This window comes from Paenirhodobacter sp. CAU 1674 (assembly GCF_029222945.1).
Lineage (GTDB): Bacteria > Pseudomonadota > Alphaproteobacteria > Rhodobacterales > Rhodobacteraceae > Rhodobacter.
In genome coordinates, this window is sequence record NZ_JARHUH010000005.1 from 78,171 (window position 1) to 95,140 (window position 16,970).

General features: G+C 66.6%; 23 protein-coding genes and 2 tRNA genes. 11 read left to right on the plus strand and 14 right to left on the minus strand.

The window, feature by feature from the left end:
- Positions 1–48 precede the first annotated feature (48 nt).
- On the plus strand, positions 49–765 hold the full coding sequence (locus P2G62_RS08535; protein ID WP_275734467.1) for a GNAT family protein: 717 nt from the start codon (positions 49–51) through the stop codon (positions 763–765).
- Positions 766–784: 19 nt separating this feature from the next.
- Here the strand turns inward: P2G62_RS08535 and P2G62_RS08540 are convergent, their stop codons facing one another.
- The gene (locus P2G62_RS08540) at positions 785–1,495 is read right to left on the minus strand and encodes a response regulator (protein ID WP_275734468.1); all 711 of its coding nucleotides are present in this window, start codon (positions 1,493–1,495) and stop codon (positions 785–787) included.
- Positions 1,496–1,646: 151 nt separating this feature from the next.
- Between P2G62_RS08540 and mce the strand changes: the two genes are divergently transcribed.
- From mce to P2G62_RS08565, 5 genes are all read left to right on the plus strand, one after another.
- Complete coding sequence (gene mce, locus P2G62_RS08545; RefSeq protein WP_275734469.1) at positions 1,647–2,051, plus strand: methylmalonyl-CoA epimerase; 405 nt, start codon at positions 1,647–1,649, stop codon at positions 2,049–2,051.
- Positions 2,048–2,320, plus strand: coding sequence for a DUF1467 family protein (locus P2G62_RS08550; protein ID WP_275734470.1), 273 nt, complete (start codon positions 2,048–2,050; stop codon positions 2,318–2,320). The genes mce and P2G62_RS08550 overlap by 4 nt, the downstream gene beginning before the upstream one ends.
- 127 nt (positions 2,321–2,447) lie before the next feature.
- On the plus strand, positions 2,448–2,819 hold the full coding sequence (locus tag P2G62_RS08555) for a hypothetical protein (protein WP_275734471.1): 372 nt from the start codon (positions 2,448–2,450) through the stop codon (positions 2,817–2,819).
- A gap of 54 nt (positions 2,820–2,873) precedes the next feature.
- Positions 2,874–3,425, plus strand: coding sequence for an RNA polymerase sigma factor (locus tag P2G62_RS08560; RefSeq protein ID WP_275734472.1), 552 nt, complete (start codon positions 2,874–2,876; stop codon positions 3,423–3,425).
- Complete coding sequence (locus P2G62_RS08565) at positions 3,422–4,204, plus strand: anti-sigma factor (protein WP_275734473.1); 783 nt, start codon at positions 3,422–3,424, stop codon at positions 4,202–4,204. Before P2G62_RS08560 ends, P2G62_RS08565 begins: the two co-directional genes overlap by 4 nt.
- Here the strand turns inward: P2G62_RS08565 and P2G62_RS08570 are convergent.
- The 3 genes from P2G62_RS08570 to P2G62_RS08580 are packed head-to-tail and all read right to left on the minus strand — an operon-like array spanning position 4,186 to position 6,638.
- A complete protein-coding gene (locus P2G62_RS08570) occupies positions 4,186–4,887 on the minus strand; it encodes an EI24 domain-containing protein (protein WP_275734474.1) in 702 nt (233 codons plus the stop codon). The genes P2G62_RS08565 and P2G62_RS08570 overlap by 19 nt on opposite strands.
- Positions 4,884–5,489, minus strand: a complete 606-nt coding sequence (locus P2G62_RS08575; RefSeq protein ID WP_275734475.1) for a nitroreductase family protein — start codon at positions 5,487–5,489, stop codon at positions 4,884–4,886. Before P2G62_RS08575 ends, P2G62_RS08570 begins: the two co-directional genes overlap by 4 nt.
- Before the next feature lie 57 nt (positions 5,490–5,546).
- Positions 5,547–6,638, minus strand: coding sequence for a class II histone deacetylase (locus P2G62_RS08580; protein WP_275734476.1), 1,092 nt, complete (start codon positions 6,636–6,638; stop codon positions 5,547–5,549).
- Between the two features lie 48 nt (positions 6,639–6,686).
- On the opposite strand from P2G62_RS08580, the gene P2G62_RS08585 reads away from it, so the two are divergent.
- On the plus strand, positions 6,687–6,935 hold the full coding sequence (locus P2G62_RS08585; protein WP_275734477.1) for a DUF167 domain-containing protein: 249 nt from the start codon (positions 6,687–6,689) through the stop codon (positions 6,933–6,935).
- 150 nt (positions 6,936–7,085) lie between these two features.
- On the opposite strand, the gene P2G62_RS08590 is transcribed toward P2G62_RS08585, so the two are convergent.
- Positions 7,086–7,337, minus strand: a complete 252-nt coding sequence (locus P2G62_RS08590; RefSeq protein ID WP_275734478.1) for a hypothetical protein — start codon at positions 7,335–7,337, stop codon at positions 7,086–7,088.
- A gap of 123 nt (positions 7,338–7,460) precedes the next feature.
- Between P2G62_RS08590 and P2G62_RS08595 the strand changes: the two genes are divergently transcribed.
- The 3 genes from P2G62_RS08595 to P2G62_RS08605 all read left to right on the plus strand — a co-directional run bounded on the left by P2G62_RS08595 (position 7,461) and on the right by P2G62_RS08605 (position 8,871).
- On the plus strand, positions 7,461–8,192 hold the full coding sequence (locus P2G62_RS08595) for a M48 family metallopeptidase (protein ID WP_275734479.1): 732 nt from the start codon (positions 7,461–7,463) through the stop codon (positions 8,190–8,192).
- Between the two features lie 123 nt (positions 8,193–8,315).
- Positions 8,316–8,591 carry a DUF6455 family protein gene (locus P2G62_RS08600; RefSeq protein WP_275734480.1) on the plus strand — a complete coding sequence of 92 codons (276 nt, stop codon included), beginning with the start codon at positions 8,316–8,318 and terminating at the stop codon, positions 8,589–8,591.
- Between the two features lie 16 nt (positions 8,592–8,607).
- Positions 8,608–8,871, plus strand: coding sequence for a DUF6455 family protein (locus P2G62_RS08605; protein ID WP_275734481.1), 264 nt, complete (start codon positions 8,608–8,610; stop codon positions 8,869–8,871).
- A 78-nt stretch (positions 8,872–8,949) separates the two neighbouring features.
- Here the strand turns inward: P2G62_RS08605 and P2G62_RS08610 are convergent.
- The 6 genes from P2G62_RS08610 to P2G62_RS08635 all read right to left on the minus strand — a co-directional run bounded on the left by P2G62_RS08610 (position 8,950) and on the right by P2G62_RS08635 (position 13,918).
- Positions 8,950–9,024: transfer RNA gene (locus P2G62_RS08610), tRNA-Glu, on the minus strand.
- A gap of 22 nt (positions 9,025–9,046) precedes the next feature.
- A tRNA-Glu gene (locus tag P2G62_RS08615) sits at positions 9,047–9,121 on the minus strand.
- Between the two features lie 112 nt (positions 9,122–9,233).
- Entirely contained in the window at positions 9,234–10,979 is a 1,746-nt protein-coding gene (gene recJ / locus P2G62_RS08620) for a single-stranded-DNA-specific exonuclease RecJ (RefSeq protein WP_275734482.1), read from the minus strand.
- Between the two features lie 186 nt (positions 10,980–11,165).
- Complete coding sequence (gene glpX / locus P2G62_RS08625) at positions 11,166–12,131, minus strand: class II fructose-bisphosphatase (RefSeq protein ID WP_275734483.1); 966 nt, start codon at positions 12,129–12,131, stop codon at positions 11,166–11,168.
- Positions 12,132–12,337: 206 nt separating this feature from the next.
- Entirely contained in the window at positions 12,338–13,636 is a 1,299-nt protein-coding gene (locus tag P2G62_RS08630; RefSeq protein ID WP_275734484.1) for a homoserine dehydrogenase, read from the minus strand.
- A gap of 72 nt (positions 13,637–13,708) precedes the next feature.
- Positions 13,709–13,918 carry a hypothetical protein gene (locus P2G62_RS08635; RefSeq protein WP_275734485.1) on the minus strand — a complete coding sequence of 70 codons (210 nt, stop codon included), beginning with the start codon at positions 13,916–13,918 and terminating at the stop codon, positions 13,709–13,711.
- A gap of 109 nt (positions 13,919–14,027) precedes the next feature.
- Here P2G62_RS08635 and P2G62_RS08640 point away from each other — a divergent pair, with 109 nt between their 5' ends.
- A complete protein-coding gene (locus P2G62_RS08640; protein WP_275734486.1) occupies positions 14,028–14,615 on the plus strand; it encodes a TetR family transcriptional regulator in 588 nt (195 codons plus the stop codon).
- A gap of 25 nt (positions 14,616–14,640) precedes the next feature.
- Here P2G62_RS08640 and P2G62_RS08645 read toward each other — a convergent pair whose 3' ends face one another.
- From P2G62_RS08645 to P2G62_RS08655, 3 genes are all read right to left on the minus strand, one after another.
- Positions 14,641–15,552 (minus strand): pirin family protein, encoded by a 912-nt coding sequence (locus tag P2G62_RS08645; protein ID WP_275734487.1) that lies wholly within the window; start codon positions 15,550–15,552, stop codon positions 14,641–14,643.
- A gap of 139 nt (positions 15,553–15,691) precedes the next feature.
- Positions 15,692–16,327 (minus strand): hypothetical protein, encoded by a 636-nt coding sequence (locus P2G62_RS08650; protein ID WP_275734488.1) that lies wholly within the window; start codon positions 16,325–16,327, stop codon positions 15,692–15,694.
- 10 nt (positions 16,328–16,337) lie between these two features.
- Positions 16,338–16,970: a hypothetical protein gene (locus tag P2G62_RS08655; protein ID WP_275734489.1), complete on the minus strand. Its 633-nt coding sequence runs from the start codon at positions 16,968–16,970 to the stop codon at positions 16,338–16,340.

Consider the following 16,970-nt stretch of genomic DNA (forward strand, 5'->3'; position numbering starts at 1 on the left):
CGCGCGCTAGCCTGTCTGCAGTACAGGGCGCAGCGGAGGGGGGCGGCAATGACGCAAAAGCGGTTCGGAGAGGCGCTGACGAATTGGATCGCGCCGCGTAGGCCGGATGCGACGGTCCTGGAAGGGCGCTATGCCCGGCTCGAACGGCTGGAGGAGCGTCACGCCCATGCGCTGTTTCGCGCCAATGCCGACAGTGACGCGATCTGGGATTATCTGCCCTACGGGCCGTTCGCCTCTGAAGTCGGTTACATGCGTTGGGTCAAGGACATGGCCGGGCAGGCCGATCCCTATTTTTATGCGGTTATCGACGCGGCCAACGGCCATCCGGGCGGCGTGATGTCCTATCTGCGGATCGCGCCCGAGTCCGGCTCGATCGAACTGGGGCATATCAATCTGGCGCCGGGCCTGCAGCGCAGCCGTGCCGCGACCGAGGCGATGATGCTGATGATCGGCTGGGCCTTCGACGCGGGCTATCGCCGGTTCGAATGGAAATGCGATGCGCTGAATATTCCGTCACGGCGCGCGGCCGAACGGCTGGGGCTCAGCTACGAAGGCACCTTTCGTCAGGCCACGGTCTACAAGGGGCGCAATCGCGACACCGCCTGGTTCGCCGCGATCGACAAGGATTGGCCCGCGCTGAGCGAAGCCTATGCAGCCTGGCTGGCGCCCGGCAATTTCGATGCCGAGGGACGGCAGATCGAACGCCTGTCGGACCTGACGCAGCTTGTGCGTGTCTCGTCCGACCCGGTGCTGGCGGCGTTGTAAAGGGCGTAGGGGGGCCGGTTCAGAACGCCGCCCCCGCCGCCAGACGCGCCTGCACCAGCCCGGAAAGCCGGGTGATGTCTGCCGCCGAGGCGCCCCCGCGGCGGGCCAGCGCCACCGCCGCCGTTTCCAGCGCATCATCATGGGCCGAGCGCGCGACCCCGGTCAGAAACTGCGCGACATAGCCCAGGGCGGCGGGATCATGCGCGTCGGCCAGAACCTCGGCCATGTGGCTCAGATCGTCGCGCAGGGCGATCGGATCGGGGGCGATGGTGTCGTCACTGACCAGATGCAGCCCGCTCGGGCGGGCCTCGGCGGGCAGGGTGGCGATGATCGCCTGCTGGAACATCGCAAGGCTTTCGACCGGTTTCGGCAGGAAGCCGTCGGCCCCCGCCTGAAGGGCCGCCGTTTCGGCCCCCGGGTCGCCCGAGGTGCCCAGAACCACCGGCACCGGCGGGGTCATCGTGCGGATGTGCCGGATCAGATCGGCGCCCGATCCGTCGGGCAGGCCCATGTCGACGATCACCACGCCGGGGCGATAGGTCTGCAGATGCCGGTGCGCCGAGCGCAGGCAATCGGCGCGCCGGATACGCGCGCCCGAGCGCAGGCACAGCAGTCGCATCGCCTCTGATGCGAAACGGCTGTCTTCGACCACCAGCACCGTCAGCCCCAGCAGGGGGCGCTGCGCGGTGGCCGGGCGGGTGGCCAGGAATTGGGTCAGGTCATCGGTCATGGGCATCACCTTGGCAGAGGGGCGAAAGGAATCAGGTCATGTCCGAGTTAAGCGCTGATTTGGCTAACAGAGCGTTAAGCCTCCCCCACGCGGGCCTTGCATCACGCCCCCCCGGCCCCTAAAGCCAAGGTCAGGAGTAATGGAGGCCCCCATGATCGGACGTTTGAACCATGTCGCCATTGCCGTGCCGGATCTGGCCGCGGCTGCCGCGCAATATGCCAATACGCTGGGCGCGAAGGTGAACCCGCCGCAGGACGAACCCGACCACGGCGTGACCGTGGTGTTCATCGAACTGCCCAATACCAAGATCGAGCTGCTTTACCCGCTGGGGGACAACTCGCCGATCCAGGGCTTCCTCGACAAGAACCCCGCAGGCGGCATCCATCACATCTGCTACGAGGTCGATGACATCCTGGCCGCGCGCGACAAGCTCAAGGCCTCGGGCGCGCGGGTTCTTGGCTCGGGCGAGCCGAAGATCGGTGCGCATGGCAAGCCGGTGCTGTTCCTGCATCCCAAGGATTTCAACGGCTGCCTGGTCGAGCTGGAGCAGGTATGAACCTGACCGGCGGCATCGTGCTGTTTGCCGTGATCTGGTTCATGGTGTTCTTCATCGTGCTGCCGATCCGGTTTCAAAGCCAGGACGAGGCCGGGCATGTCGTGCCCGGCACGCCCAGAGGCGCCCCGCATGAGGCCAATATCGGCCGCAAGGCGAAGATCACCACCGCCGTGGCCGTGGTGATCTGGGCGGTGGTGGCGGGCATTATCCTGTCCGGCGTGATCGGGATCGAAGATCTGGACTGGTTCGGCAGGTTGAACCCGCGCTGAGGCGGAAGCAGACCACAGGCCACTGAAACGGGCGCGCGAGGTTCCCCGACGCGCCTTTTTTCATGCGCGCGGGAATAAGGTGCGGATGCGGGCGTATCTGTTGGTATCACAGCAAGGAGTTTTGGTGATGAAACAGATCCTGATGAGTGCGGCACTGGTGCTGGTGGCGGGGATGGCCGCGGCCGATCCGGCGACGGTTGCGCAAACGGCAAAGGGCGCGACGCTGGTCGATGCCGCGGGGATGACGCTTTATACCTTCGACAAGGACAGCGCGGGCAAATCGGCCTGCAACGGGCCGTGTGCGGGCAACTGGCCGCCGCTGATGGTCGAGGCGGGCGCCGCGGCGATGGGCGAGTGGAGCGTGATCACCCGTGAAGACGGCAGCGCGCAGTGGGCCTACAAGGGCAAGCCGCTTTACACCTGGGTCAAGGACGCCAAGCCCGGTGACATCACCGGCGACGGTTTTCTTGACGGTGCCTGGCACGTCGCGCAACCTTGATCCTGAGGCGGCGGTGCCCTGCGGGGCGCCGCTGGCCGCTGAACGGAACTCGCCATGGCCGGAGCGCAGAAGCGACATGTGATCGAGGCGCAAATCCCCGCATTGCGGCGGTTTGCCTATGCGTTGTTGCGCGACCCCGAGGCGGCAGACGATCTGGTGCAGGATTGTCTGGAGCGCGCGTTGTCGCGCTGGCATCTGTTTCGTCCCGAGGCGGCGCTGCGACCGTGGTTGTTTCAGGTGTTGCGCAACCTGCATATTGACGGGATGCGCGCGCGTGCGCGACGGGGCCCGCATCTTGCCTATGACGAGGCGTTTTCACCCGCCATTGATGGCGGGGCGGAAGCTGCGGCGCATCTGGGGGATGTTCTGGCGGCGCTGGATCTGCTGACGCTGGAACAGCGTGAGGTGATCTTGTTGGTCGGTGTCGAGGATTTCAGCTATGCCGAGACGGCGCGGATCCTGGGCGTGGCGCAGGGCACGGTGATGTCGCGGCTGGCGCGGGGCCGGGCGCGGTTGCGCGCGCTGGTCGAGCCCGGGCCGGACAGCGGCGACAACGAAAGCGCAAGCGGGCCTGCGACGGGGGCGTCGTTGCGGCGGGTGAAATGACGGGGCAGCAGCAGATGGCGGTAACGGAAGACGACATTCAGGCTCTGGTGGATGGCCGGTTGCACGGCGCGGATGCGGCTGCCGTGGAGGCGGCAGTGACGCAAGATGCGGTGCTGGCGGCTAGGGTTGCGGGCCTGCGCGCCGACCGTGCGGCCTTGCGCGCGGCGCTGGCGTCAAAAGCCGCAGAGCCGGTGCCTGCGCGTCTGCGTGCGACCGCGCTGCGGCCAACGCGCAATTGGCAGGCAAGCTGGGGCGGGGCGCAGCTGGCGGCGGGGCTTGTCATCCTGGCAATGGGGCTGGGCGGCGGCTGGGTTTTGGGCAGGCAAGGGGCGGTTGGCCCCCAGCCGGTGGTGGTGGCGGGGTTTGCGCAGGCGGCACAACTGGCCCATGCGGTCTATAGTGTCGAGGTGGCGCATCCTGTCGAAGTGGGGGCGGCCGACGAAGGCCATCTGATGGCCTGGCTGTCCAAACGGCTGGGTCGGACACTGCAGGCGCCGGACCTGCGGGCGCGTGGGTATGCTCTGGTGGGGGGGCGGCTCTTGCCCGGCAGCACCGGCGCGGCCGCGCAGCTCATGTATGAAGATGCGAGCGGGGCGCGACTGACGCTTTATGTCGCGGCGGTCGAGGGGGGCGAAACGGCGTTCCGCTTCGCCCAGGGCAGTGAAGCCGCCAGCCTGACCTGGGTCGACGCGGGCATGGGGTTTGCGGTGTCGGCCGCATTGCCGCGCGCCCGTTTGCTGCCGATCGCCGAAGATGTCTATCACGCCCTGGCGCTGTAGCGCGTCAGGCGGTGGAAGATATGGGTGAAGGTCGCGGCCCCCAGCACCGGCACCAGCAGGTTCAGCAGCGGAATTGACAGCGGCACCGCCATCAGCGCGCCCGCCAGCCAGATCACCGTGCGGTTGCGGGTATACAGCGCCAGTGCCTCGTCGCGGTGCATCCGCCGGAACGCCGCCATCTGGAAATATTCCCGCCCCAACAGATACCCGTTCAGGGCAAAGAACAGCACGGGCGCAAACGGGATCACGAAGGGATAGACCATCAGCGCCAGAATGTTGGCACCGATGATTACCCCCAGAAAACGCAGCGTATCGCCGAAGCTTTCGGCCAGCGTCAGTTTGCGCACCGGGGGCAGGGTCGGATAATGCGCGTCCTCGACCACTTCGGCCACGTCCTCAAGGAAGAACCCGGTAAACAGCGAGGCAACCGGCACCATCAGGAACACCGAGGCCACCAGCATCAGCCCCAGCGAGGCGATCGAGAGGAAACTGTCGATCCAGGTCACCTCGCCGATCCAGGGCAAGGTGAAGGTATCGGGCACGAAAGCGCCGATCAGGCTGACCAGCCCGATATAGATCGCCACCAGCAGCCCGAGCGAAAGCGCCACGCCCAGGCCCAGCACCTTCAGCGCGCCGGGGCGGAACACATCGGCCCAGGCCAGAAGAAAACTTTGCACGATCATGCGTCTACCCAGGTGACAATCTGGTTCAGATCAGGCCGGGGGCGTTCAGGAGGGGCCACGGTTTGCGTGCCGATATGCACCAACCCCGCGATCCATTCCCCCGGTGCCAGCCCGAAGGCCGGCGCGGCAAAGCCAGGATCATGCGAAACCCAGCCCGAAAGCCACCCGGCCCCCCAGCCCGCGGCCAGCGCGGCATTGACCAGTTGCGTGCAGGCCGCCCCGACCGAGAGCGTCTGTTCGATCGCGGGCACCTTGTCGGTCGGGCGCGGCACGGCGATCACAGCCACACACAGCGGGCTTTGCGCGAACTGGCCCACGCCCTTGGCGGCCATATCGTCGGGAATGGCCTGCGCGCGGGCATATTCCGCCGCCGCGCCTGCCAACCGCTCCAGCGCGGGACGTTCCAGCACGACAAAGCGCCAGGGCTCCAGCTTGCCGTGATCGGGCACGCGCGCGGCAACGGTCAGGATTTCCTGCAGCGCCGCCCGATCCGGCGCGGGGCCGGTCAGGGTTTTCGGTGGACGCGACCGCCGGGTCAGCAGGAACCGCATTGCGTCGTCGTTGCGTTCTGCGGGGTTCACGGTGCCGGGGGCACTATCCATGGCTCTCTCCATTCGTCTGCCCCCCATATCGGTGGGCAAGGGTGCGATTGCAACGGTTCAGAGCCCGAATTCCGCCGCCAGTTCCGCCAGATACCCGGCCACCGGCGCTTGCCAGCGCGCGTCCGGCTGGCGCGCCGCGATGGTCGCGCCCAGCGGGTCCGGCACGGCGATGGCACTGCCCGACAGCGCCTCGAGCACGGCATGCCCGCAAAACGGCACATGCACCTCGGAATAGCCACCCTCATGGGTCATCGCCAGACGCCCGCCGCACAGCTGCCCGGCGGCCTCCATCGCGCGCAGGGTGAGCGCGCGGAAACCCTCGGCCCCCAGCAACATCCGCCCGAGCGGGTCCATCGCCGAGGCGTCGAACCCGCAGGCGATCACGATCACATCGGGCGCATGCCGCGCCAGCGCGGGCGCCACGATCCGGTCCCAGGCCTGCAGATAGCTTGCCTCGCCACAGCCCGGTGGCAGCGGGATGTTGAGATTGCTGCCCTCGGCCCCGCGGGTCGCGGCCCCCCCGGTATCGAGCGGGTAGTTCCATTCCTGATGCAACGAGATCGTCAAGACTTCGGGGTCGTCCAGAAACACCGCCTCGGTGCCGTTGCCGTGATGCACGTCCCAGTCGACCACGGCCACCCGCCGCGCCAACCCCGCAGCCTGTGCCGCACGCACCGCCACGGCGATATTGTTGAGCAGGCAAAACCCGTTCGGCCAGTCGGGCAGACAGTGATGCCCCGGCGGACGGCTGAGCGCATAGGCGTTCTGCGCGCGCCCCTCGAGCACCGCAAACAGCGCGGCCTTGGCAAGCCCTGCGGACAGGGCCGCAATCTCGTAGCCGCCCGGCCCGAAGGGCGTGCGCAGGCCCAGCTCGCCGCCGCCTGCGTCGGAGGCTGCCTTGAACGCGTCCAGATAGCTGGCGGGATGCACCCGCTCCAGATCCGCGCGGCTGGCCTCGGGCGCCGAACCGGCGTCGATCTCGGCCAGCAGCCCTGACACCCGAAGCAGGTTCACCAGCCGCCGCTTGGTTTCCGGGTTCTCGGGCAGGCCACCGCCCGGCTGCACGAAACCGCCCACCGGCAGGGTCAGGGCGTAATTGCCGCCGCCATGCCAGAAACTGCGTTCGTCGTGAAAGAAAGCGGTGCGCATCGGCCGAGATCCTTTTCCTGCGCGCCCGGGGGCGCTATGGATCGGACCATGACCGACCTCACCCACCTTGCCAAGCCCGGCGCCGAGATCGCGCTGCGGGTCACGCCGAAAGCCTCGCGCAATGCCATCGTGGCCGCCGGGGATGGTCTGCGCGCCTATGTCACCGTGGTGCCCGAAGACGGCAAGGCGAATGCCGAGGTGCAAAAGCTGCTGGCCAAGGCCCTGGGCGTCGCGAAATCACGGCTGACGCTGATCCGGGGCCAGAGTGCGCGGGACAAGGTGTTTCGCCTGGACTGAGCCGGGCAGGGGGCGCTGCCCCCTCGGGCCTGCGGCCCTCACCCCCGGGATATTTTCACCAGAGTGAATGACCGGGCCAGAAAGTTCCTTTCACCTTGCAGAAAATATCCCGGGGGAGGCCGCAGGCCGGGGGCAGCGCCCCCTGCGCGGCTATTTCCTGGTAACCTGCCGCAGACGGTAGACGCCTTCGGGCAGATCCAGCGCCGCGGCCAGTTCGCGCAGCTGGGCATGCGAGAAGGTGACGTGCTGCACGATGTCGGTCTGATCGTCGAGCTGTTCGACCACCACGCATTCCTCGAATGACTGGATGGTGATGTCTTCCTGCAGATAGTCGCGCGGATCGTCCCCCTCGTCGACGAGGGTGATCACGGTGGCGTCGAATTCGTGCTCGATGGTAAACATGGGGTGATGCTAGCGCGACGGGCGCCGCCGGAAAAGGGGGAACATTTCGGTGAGCGCGGCGGGCCCGGGCTTTTCGAGACAGGGGCGGGCGGCTAAACTGCGCGCGCGAATTTCGGAGGGGTCATGGCTGCGCGGATCTGGCGCCTGGGGGCGATTGTCGGGATGATGGCCCTTGCGGCCTGCGAGGCTCCGCAGGGGGCCGTGCTGTCCCGGCCGACGGCAGAGCGCAGCGCGGTCGAGCTGCCTTCGCCGGAGCAGGCCGCAGAGAATTTCGTTTCGGTCGTGCGCCGGATGGAGCCGCAGATCGAGGCTGAATGCTATGCGCGCACCCGCGGGCGCAATTGCGATTACCAGATCATGGTCGACGACCGCCCCAGCACCGATCCCAATGCGTTCCAGACCGAAGACAGGCAGGGCCGCCCCGTGGTGGCCTTCAATCTGGCGCTGATCGCCAGCGCGCAGAACCCCGACGAGCTGGCCTTCGTGATGGGGCACGAGGCGGCCCATCACATTGCGGGCCATCTGGCCGCGAAAGAGCAGGACGCGCTGCGCGGTGCCGTTCTGCTCGGCACTCTGGCGGCGGTTGCAGGGGCCGATGTCAGCGGAATTTCCCGGGCGCAGGATATTGGCGCCTCGGTCGGCAGCCGCACCAATTCCAAGGATTACGAATTGCAGGCCGACCGTCTGGGCACGATCATCACCTGGAATGCGGGCTACGATCCGTTGCGCGGGGCCGAATTCTTCCGTCGGATTCCCGACCCGGGCGAGACCTTCCTTGGCAGCCATCCGGCGAATGCATTGCGCCTGGATATTGTGCGCCAGACTGTCGCGGAACTGCGCGCCGGGCGGATCTGAGCCGCCATCTGGCAAAAACCGGCCCATGCTGGGGCCCTGTGACGGCCTGCTTGATCTGAATCATGGCTTCCCGAGGGTTTTGCCCCGACTTTCGCCCCAGTTTTACCAGAAGGGACGCGCGAGATGTTCGGAGCAAGAACGCTGAACCGCCATGCGGCACTGATGAACCGGATGGCAGAAGTGCTTGGGGTCGATCTGACCGAAGCGATGGCCAAGGGGCAGCTTTCTGGCGAAGGCTGGCGCGAGGCGGTCGTGCGCTGCACCAGCTGTGACGATCCGACCGCCTGTCAGCACTGGCTTGCCGGGCATGACGGCGACGAGGGTGCGGCAGAAGCGCCGGATTACTGCAACAACCGCCTGATGATGGCGCGTCTGCGTCAGGCCATCGAGCTGGAGTAACCGAAGGAGCGAGCAAATGGGTGTGCAGGGAAGTATTGATCTGCATTTCTGGATCACGCGCGGCATGGCGCGGCGCATGGGGGTGAACCTGACCGAGGCGATTCACGAAGGTTTGCTGTCGCAGGCGGATTTTGCGGAGATGATCACGCGTTGCCGCAGTTGCCCGGGGGCGCAGGGCTGTCTGGCCTTCCTGTCCGAACATCCCGAGCGGGTCGATGCTGCCCCGGACTGGTGCGGGAATGCCGCGATCCTGGGCCGCGCGCGCGCCGCCGCGCATTGAACGCAATCACCACCGACGGGCAAACCATTGCAACGCTCTGGCAAGGCGGTATTGCGTTCTGCATTGTCGGAATGGAAGTGGCAGCCCGTAGGGGAGTCGAACCCCTCTTTTCAGGTTGAAAACCTGACGTCCTAACCGATAGACGAACGGGCCACTTAACTGGCGCGTGCAAAGGTGGCAGCCCGTAGGGGAGTCGAACCCCTCTTTTCAGGTTGAAAACCTGACGTCCTAACCGATAGACGAACGGGCCAGCCTTGCAGCGTGGGGCGGTTCATACGGCAGCCCGGATGGCCGCGCAAGAGGTTTTTTCGCGAAATCCGCAACTGTCGTCACGCGCCCACGAAGCGCCTTTGCGACAAGGATTATTCGACGCGCGCGGCATCCTCCAGCCGCAGCTGCACCTTGGCGCGCCCGCCCCAGGTGTTGATTTCCAGCCGGCCCGCCAGATGAAACCGATTGGCGCCCGGATCTGACAGCACCGGCCCCAGGGGGCCGTCGAAGGCGCCGAAGCTGACCGCGTCGATCCGTGCGCCCATCCCGTCCGAAAAGGTGAAGCGCAGATGGTTTTCGCCGATCCGGCGGGGGCTGCGAATCTCCATCGCCGGGAAGGCAAAGCGCGGCGCGGGGGCGCCCTGACCGAAGGGGCCGGCCTTGTCGATTTCCTCGATCAGTTGCGGTGTGGCGGCGCCGGGCATCAGCAACCCGTCAAGCCGCAGATCGCGCGGGCCGCCCGCACCCGCGCCCTGCCGTGCCAGCAGTTCGGACAACCGCGCCATGGCGGGTTCGAGCTGATCCTCGGCGACGGTCAGACCGGCGGCCATCTTGTGCCCGCCGCCTTTCAGCAACAACCCCTCGGCCGCGACACGCTGCACCGCGGCGCCCAGATCCACGCCCGCGACCGACCGGGCCGATCCCTTGCCGATGCCGCCGTCCAGCCCGATCACCACGGCGGGGCGGTTGGTGGCCTCTTTCAGGCGGGCGGCGACGATGCCCACCACGCCGGGATGCCAGCCTGCGCCCGCAGCCCAGACCAGCGGCGCGTCAAAGCCGCGTGCCTCGGCCTGCGCCAGTGCCGCGTCGCGCACCCGGTTTTCGATCTCGCGCCGTTCGGTGTTCAACTCGTCCAGCCGGGCGGCCAAGGCCTCGGCCTCGGCCGGATCGGTGCAGGACAACAGCCGCGCGCCCAGATCGGCGGCACCGATGCGCCCGCCCGCGTTGACCCGGGGGCCAAGCAGGAAGCCCAGGTGATAGGCGCTTGGTGCCTGATCCATCCGCGCCACATCGGCCAGCGCCTTCAGGCCGGGCCGGTCGCGCCGCGCCATCACCTTCAGCCCCTGGCGCACCAGCGCCCGGTTCACGCCGACCAGCGGCGCGACATCTGCGACCGTGGCCAGCGCCACCAGATCCAGCAACGCCATCAGGTCAGGGCCCTGCACGCCCTCGGCGCGCAGCTGGCGGTTGGCCTCGACCAGCATCAGGAACACCACCGAGGCCGCACACAGATGCCCCAAGGCGCCGTCCTCGTCCTGCCGGTTGGGGTTGACCACAGCCAGCGCGGGCGGCAGCGTCTCGGCGCCCAGGTGGTGGTCAAGGATCACGACATCCGCACCCTTTGCCGCTGCCACCGGCTCGTGGCTGAGCGTGCCGCAGTCGACGCAGACGATCAACGAATGATCCTGCGCGAGCGCCTCCATCGCGGGGACGTTGGGGCCATAACCCTCGTCGATCCGGTCGGGGATATAAAGCGTCGCCTCGCGTCCCATCGCGCGCAGCCAGACGATCAGCAGCGCCGCGGACGACCCGCCGTCCACATCGTAATCGGCGAAGACGGCGATCTTTTCGCGCCCCTTCACGGCGGCCAGAAACCGGCGCGCGGCCTTTTCCATATCTTTCAGCATATGCGGGTCGGGCAACAACTCGCGCAGCGTGGGTTCCAGAAATCCCGCGGCCTGCTCGGGGGCGACCCCGCGTGCCACCAGAACCCGCGCCAGCGGCAGGGGCAGACGGGTTTCCTGCACCATCGCCTCGGCCTGCCGGTCGGCCTCGGACGTGGGACCGATCCAGCGCCGGCCCGTCAGGGAGTGTTCGACATTCAGGTAACTGCTCATGCCCCCTCGATACCGAAAAGCCGAAGCCCCCGCCAGTGGCGAGGGCCAGAAAGGGGGCGCTGCCCCCTCGGGCCTGCGGCCCTCACCCCCGGGATATTTCGACCAGAAAGAAGATGACCGCGACAGTCTTTCTTTCTGGCTGAAATATCCCGGGGGTCCGGGGGCAGGGCCCCCGGGGGGCGCGGATCACTTGATCGGGTTGCGATAGATCATCCGCCGCACCGATCCGGTTTTCGAGCGCATCAGGATGGTTTCCGTCTCGATGAAGTTCGGTTCGCGCTTCACGCCCTTCACGATCGAGCCATTGGTCACGCCGGTTGCGGCGAAGATCACGTCGCCGGTCACCAGCTCGTCGCGCGAATAGATCTTGTCCAGATCGGTGATGCCCGCCTTCGCGGCGCGGCCGCGTTCGTCATCGTTGCGGAACAAGAGTTTGCCCCACATCTGCCCGCCCATGCATTTGAGCGCCGAGGCCGCCAGCACGCCTTCGGGCGCCCCGCCCGAACCCATATACATGTCGATGCCGGTGATTTCGGCTTCGGCGCAATGGATGACGCCCGCCACGTCGCCATCGGTGATCAGCCGGATCGCCGCCCCGGTTTCGCGCACTTCGCGGATCAGGTCTTCGTGGCGGTCGCGTTCCAGGATGCAGCAGGTGATGTCTTCGGGCTTCACGCCGCCCGCCTTGGCCAAGGCCAGAACCCGCTCGGTCGGGGTCATTTCCAGGCTGACCACATCCTTGGCGTAGCCCGGGCCGATTGCCAGCTTCTCCATATAGACGTCGGGCGCGTGCAGCAGCGTGCCGCGCTGTGCCATCGCGATGACGGTCAGGGCATTGGGCATGTCCTTTGCGGTCAGCGTGGTACCTTCCAGCGGGTCGAGGGCAATATCCACCGCCGGGCCATCGCCGGTGCCGACCTCTTCGCCGATATAGAGCATCGGCGCCTCGTCGCGTTCCCCTTCGCCGATCACCACCACGCCCTTGATGTCGAGCATGTTGAGCTGGTCGCGCATCGCGTTCACAGCGGCCTGATCGGCGGCTTTCTCGTCACCGCGCCCGATCAGCCGGGCCGAGGCATGGGCGGCGGCTTCGGACACCCGGGCAAGCCCGAGGCTGAGCATACGGTCATTGAAATCGGTGGGGGGGGTCATGGGAACATCCTGTTTTGCGCGTCGCAAATAGGCGGCGACGGTGGGGTCGCGCACAGGTAAGCCCGTCCGGCGCAGGGTTACAAGACTGAGAACGCTAACACAGGGAACGATGGCGGCAGCCCCGCGCGGCGCGGCACTTCGCGGGCGGGACGCCGCTCTTGCAGGAACGTGGGCGGGGGGAAGGGCGGGGCTCGTGCCCGGGGCCCTCAGACCTCTTCGATGCGGATGGCGACGGGCTCGCCCTCGACCACATTGGTCGCGGGGAAGCGGGCAATCGCCACGTCGATCGCGTCGCGCGTCGTCTTGTGGGTGACGATCAGCACCGGCGCCGAGGTGTCCGCATGGCCATATTGGCGCATCCGGCTGATCGACACGCCCGCATCGCCCAGCACCGTGGCGACCTTGGCCAGCGCGCCGGGTTTGTCCATCAGCTGCAGGCGCAGGTAATAGGCCGCGGGGGCCGAGGCCACGGCGGCCACCGGGGTGGACAGGGTCGCGGCCGGCTGGCCGAAGGTCGGCAGACGCAGCCCGCGCGCCAGATCCAGCACATCGCCCATCACCGCACTGGCAGTCGGGCCTTCGCCCGCGCCCGCACCGCGCAGCACGATCTGCCCGACCGAGTCGCCCTCGAGCACGACCATGTTGGTGCCGCCCTGCAACTGCCCGAGGGGAGAGCTGTCGGGGACGAGGCAGGGCGTCATGCGTTGTTCCAGCCCGCGGCCGGTCATCTGCGCCACGCCCAGCAGCTTGATCTTGTAGCCCATGTCGCCCGCGCGGCGGATATCGTCGATGGAAATGCGCCCGATCCCTTCCAGCACCACATCGTCGAAACTGACCTTGGTGCCAAAGGCGATGGCGGCCAGGATCGCCAGCTTGTGCCCGGCGTCGATGCCGCCCACGTCGAGGTTCGGGTCGGCCTCGAGGTAGCCCAGCTGGCGGGCCTCTTCGAAGACCGTGTCATAGGGCAGGCCTGCGGTTTCCATGCGGGTCAGGATATAGTTGCAGGTGCCGTTCATCACGCCCATCACGCGGCGGATCTGGTTGCCTGCCAGCCCTTCGGTCAGCGCCTTGATGACGGGGATGCCCCCGGCCACGGCGGCCTCGAAGCGGATCACGCGGCCCGCGGTCTCGGCCATCTCGGCCAGGGCATGACCATGATGCGCCAGCAGGGCCTTGTTGGCGGTGACCACATCCTTGCCCGCGGCCAGCGCGGCCTCGGTGGCGGCGCGGGCCGCGCCTTCATGGCCGCCCATCAATTCGACGAACACATCCACGTCGTCCCGGGTGGCCAGGGTGACGGGGTCCACCTCCCAGGCGTAATTCGACAGATCGGCATCACGGTTCTTGGTGCGGTCGCGGGCGGAAACGGCGGTAATCACCACCGGGCGGCCGCTGCGCGCCGCCAGCAGATCGGCGTGACGCTGGATGATCTTGACCACACCGATACCCACGGTGCCGAGGCCCGCGATGCCAAGACGAAGCGGGGAAGCGGAAGCGGCAGTCATGGGACCCTCGTGGATTGGAATACTCGGTCCCTGTTAGCGCGTCGGGACGAGGCTTGCAACGCGGCTGAGGGTTCAGTTCGTCGTGTCCGTCGGCTGGCTGCGCAGCCAGGCAGCGCGGGCGCGCAGATCGGCGGCGCGCGCCTCCAGCCCGGGGGCGGGGTCTGGCGTCAGCGGCTCGTCCGTCAGCAACTGATCGACGGGCAACAACTGCGGATAGTCCTGCGTGCCGTTGCCGCAGGCGGCCAGCGTGACAAGAAGCAGGATCGGGGCAAGGCGCTGCATCGGCGGTCTCGGGGCTCTGGATTTTGCGCCACGATAGGGGGGAGCGCGCAATAAGGCCAGAGGGGCTTCCGGGTTTGATATTGAACAACTGTTCAGATAACGTGGCGCCATGGCACGCAAGACTGGCTCTCATTCCGAAATCACGGGTCCAAAAATCCGGGCCGAGGCGCAGAAACTCTTTGCGCGGCACGGGTTTGCCGCGGTGTCGATGCGCCAGATCGCGGCGGCGGTCGGGGTGCAGGCCGGGGCGCTGTACCTTTACACGCCCGACAAGGAAGCGCTGCTGTTCGACCTGTTGAAAACCCATATGGAAGAGCTGCTGGCCGCCTGGGCCGCCGAGCCCCGCGGCACCGGCCCGGCCGAGGCGCTGGAGGCATTTGTGCGGTTTCACATCCGCTTCAACCTGATCCGCGCCGAGGCGGTGTTCCTGAGCTATATGGAACTGCGCAACCTGGGGCCGGAAAACTTCGCGGTGATCGAGGGGCTGCGCAAGGCCTATGAGACGGAACTGGAGCGGATCTTGCAAGAAGGGCAAGAGGCGGGCCGCTTCCTGATCCCCGACACGAAACTGGCGACGATGGCGATCATTGCGATGCTGACCGGGGTCAACACCTGGTTCCGCGAAGGCGGACGCCTGAGCCGCGCCAGCGTGGAAAACATCTACTGGGACATGGTGCGCAAATCGGTGGGCGCCTGAGGCGGCGCCCACTGCCCAGACCGGATCAATGCGCGGGTTTGATGAAGGTGCCGTTGCGCAATTCGGCCATTGCGGTCATCAGCTCGGCCCGGGTGTTCATCACGATCGGGCCATGCCAGGCCACGGGTTCTTCGATCGGCGCGCCCGAGATCAACAGGAAGCGCACGCCCTGTTCCCCCGCCTGCACGACAATCTCGTCGCCGGTGCCAAAACGCACCAGCGTGCGGTTGCCGGACAGATCGCGGATGTTGACCTCTTGCCCGTTCACCTCTTTTTCCAGCAACACCCCCTGCGGGGCCGAGGCATCGGCGAACGCCGCGGCACCTTCGAAGACATAGGCGAAGGTCTTGCGGTAAAGATCGGTTTTCAGACGTTTCTTCACGCCTGGGGGGATCGAGATGTCCAGATATTGCGGATCGGCGGCGATGCCGTCGACCGGCCCGCGCTGGCCCCAGAAGCTGCCGGTAATCACCTTGACGCGGGTGCCGTCATCGTCGGTGATGACCGGGATATCCGTGCCCTTCACATCCTGATAGCGCGGGGCGGTCATCTTCAGGTCCGAGGGCAGGTTCGCCCAAAGTTGAAACCCGTGCATCTGGCCGCGCGCGTTCCCTGATGGCATTTCCTGATGCATGATCCCCGAACCTGCGGTCATCCATTGCACATCGCCCGCCCCGAGGGTGCCGGTGTTGCCCAGGCTGTCCCCATGCTCGACCGAGCCGGCCAGGACATAGGTGATGGTTTCGATGCCGCGATGCGGGTGCCAGGGAAAGCCCGCCTGATAATCCGCAGGGCGGTCGCCGCGGAAATCGTCGAACAGCAGGAAAGGGTCGGCCTCGGTCGGATCGCCGAAGCCGAAGGCGCGGTGCAGATGGACGCCCGCGCCTTCCAGCGTCGGGCGGGCAGAGCGGGTTTCAAGGACGGGACGGATCGACATTGCGGATCTCCGGTTGCGTTGATCCCAATCTAGGTCCGGCCCGGTCCCGCGCATAGGCCGCTGACGGCACAGCCGATGTGAGCCTGCGCACACAGCGCGCCGCGCCGGGCCCTGCGCGGCTGGTTCGATCAGGCTTCTATCAGGCGTTGTCGTCCCAGGTGTTGCGCATGCCGCGCGGGCGGGTGACGACGAAGTTGCGCAGGTGCAGGTTCTTGGGCAGGAACATACTGGACCAGCTATTGCGGCCATCAATGATCAGATCCCGCTCTGCCATGGAAAAGATCGGGTCGAAATAGGACGAGGTTTCGGTGATGACGGCGGTGTCGCCCATTGCCATGATCGGAATCCGATCGAACAGCGCCTCGATATTGGCTTGCGTCAGCGTCTGCTCCGAATCGGTTGCGTAGGATTCCAGCAAGGTCGCGTGTTTTGTCACCCCATCGCAGGGGTCCTTGTCATCGGCCCCGTCTGCCATGCATTCGATCAGCGTGATCCGCACCCAGGAGTCGTCGGTGGTCTTTGCATCGGTCAGGTAGGTGAAGGTGGTCTTCAGCCCCTGCACGAATTTCGGGCCGATCGCGGTATCTTGCCGCGAGATCATGTCTGCGATCGTGTAGGCGGCGCGCTGATGCAGGGTTTTCATGCGAAACGCTTCGTAGATCTGGAACGACAACGCATACCAGGTCAGCAGCAGAAGCGCCCCGAAAAGCCCTTCGATCGGCACCGAGCCGTCCGTGCGGCGCAGGAAACGGCGCAGAAGAGAGAACGTGGACATCTGGGCCTCCTTAGCTGCCAGCCGGGGTGCTGCTGGAACTGCTGGCCGTGGCGCTGCTGGCCTTGGGTTCGTTCACGAAAACCGTGGTCGTGACCATTCGGAACTGTCCTGCCGCATCGGTGGCAAGGGCGCGCGCCAGCGGATCGACCGAGGTCATCGGGGTGACCTTGAGGCAGGCGCGCAGCATCATCATCTCGTTGATGGCACCGGTTTCCAGTGTGACGTCGGGGGCATCCTCGACGGTGCGGTCGGTGCATTTGACCGGGTTGGCCAGCGCGGCTTCCCAATTGTCGGGGTCGATGCGGAAGATCTCGATCGTCAGGTCGCGTTCGCAGTCGTTCATGAAGGGCATGTTGGCGCAGACCGCCGCCTTGAGCGCATCGTGATCGGGTAACGATTGCGAGCCGGTGCGCAGGGCCCGCGTGGCTATGTCGACCCCGTGTTCAATCAGCGTCCGCTTCATCATCAGCACGCCAAGTTCGACCGAGGCGATCATAATCATGAAGAAGGCCGGCAAAAACAGAAGCGCGGGAATGGTGACGGCCCCGTCCTGCGCGTGGCAGAACCTGCGCCATGCACCAAGGCGATACGCACCTCTGCGATGCGTGGCGGTGGCGGTCGTGTGATCGTGCGGCGTCGTCAT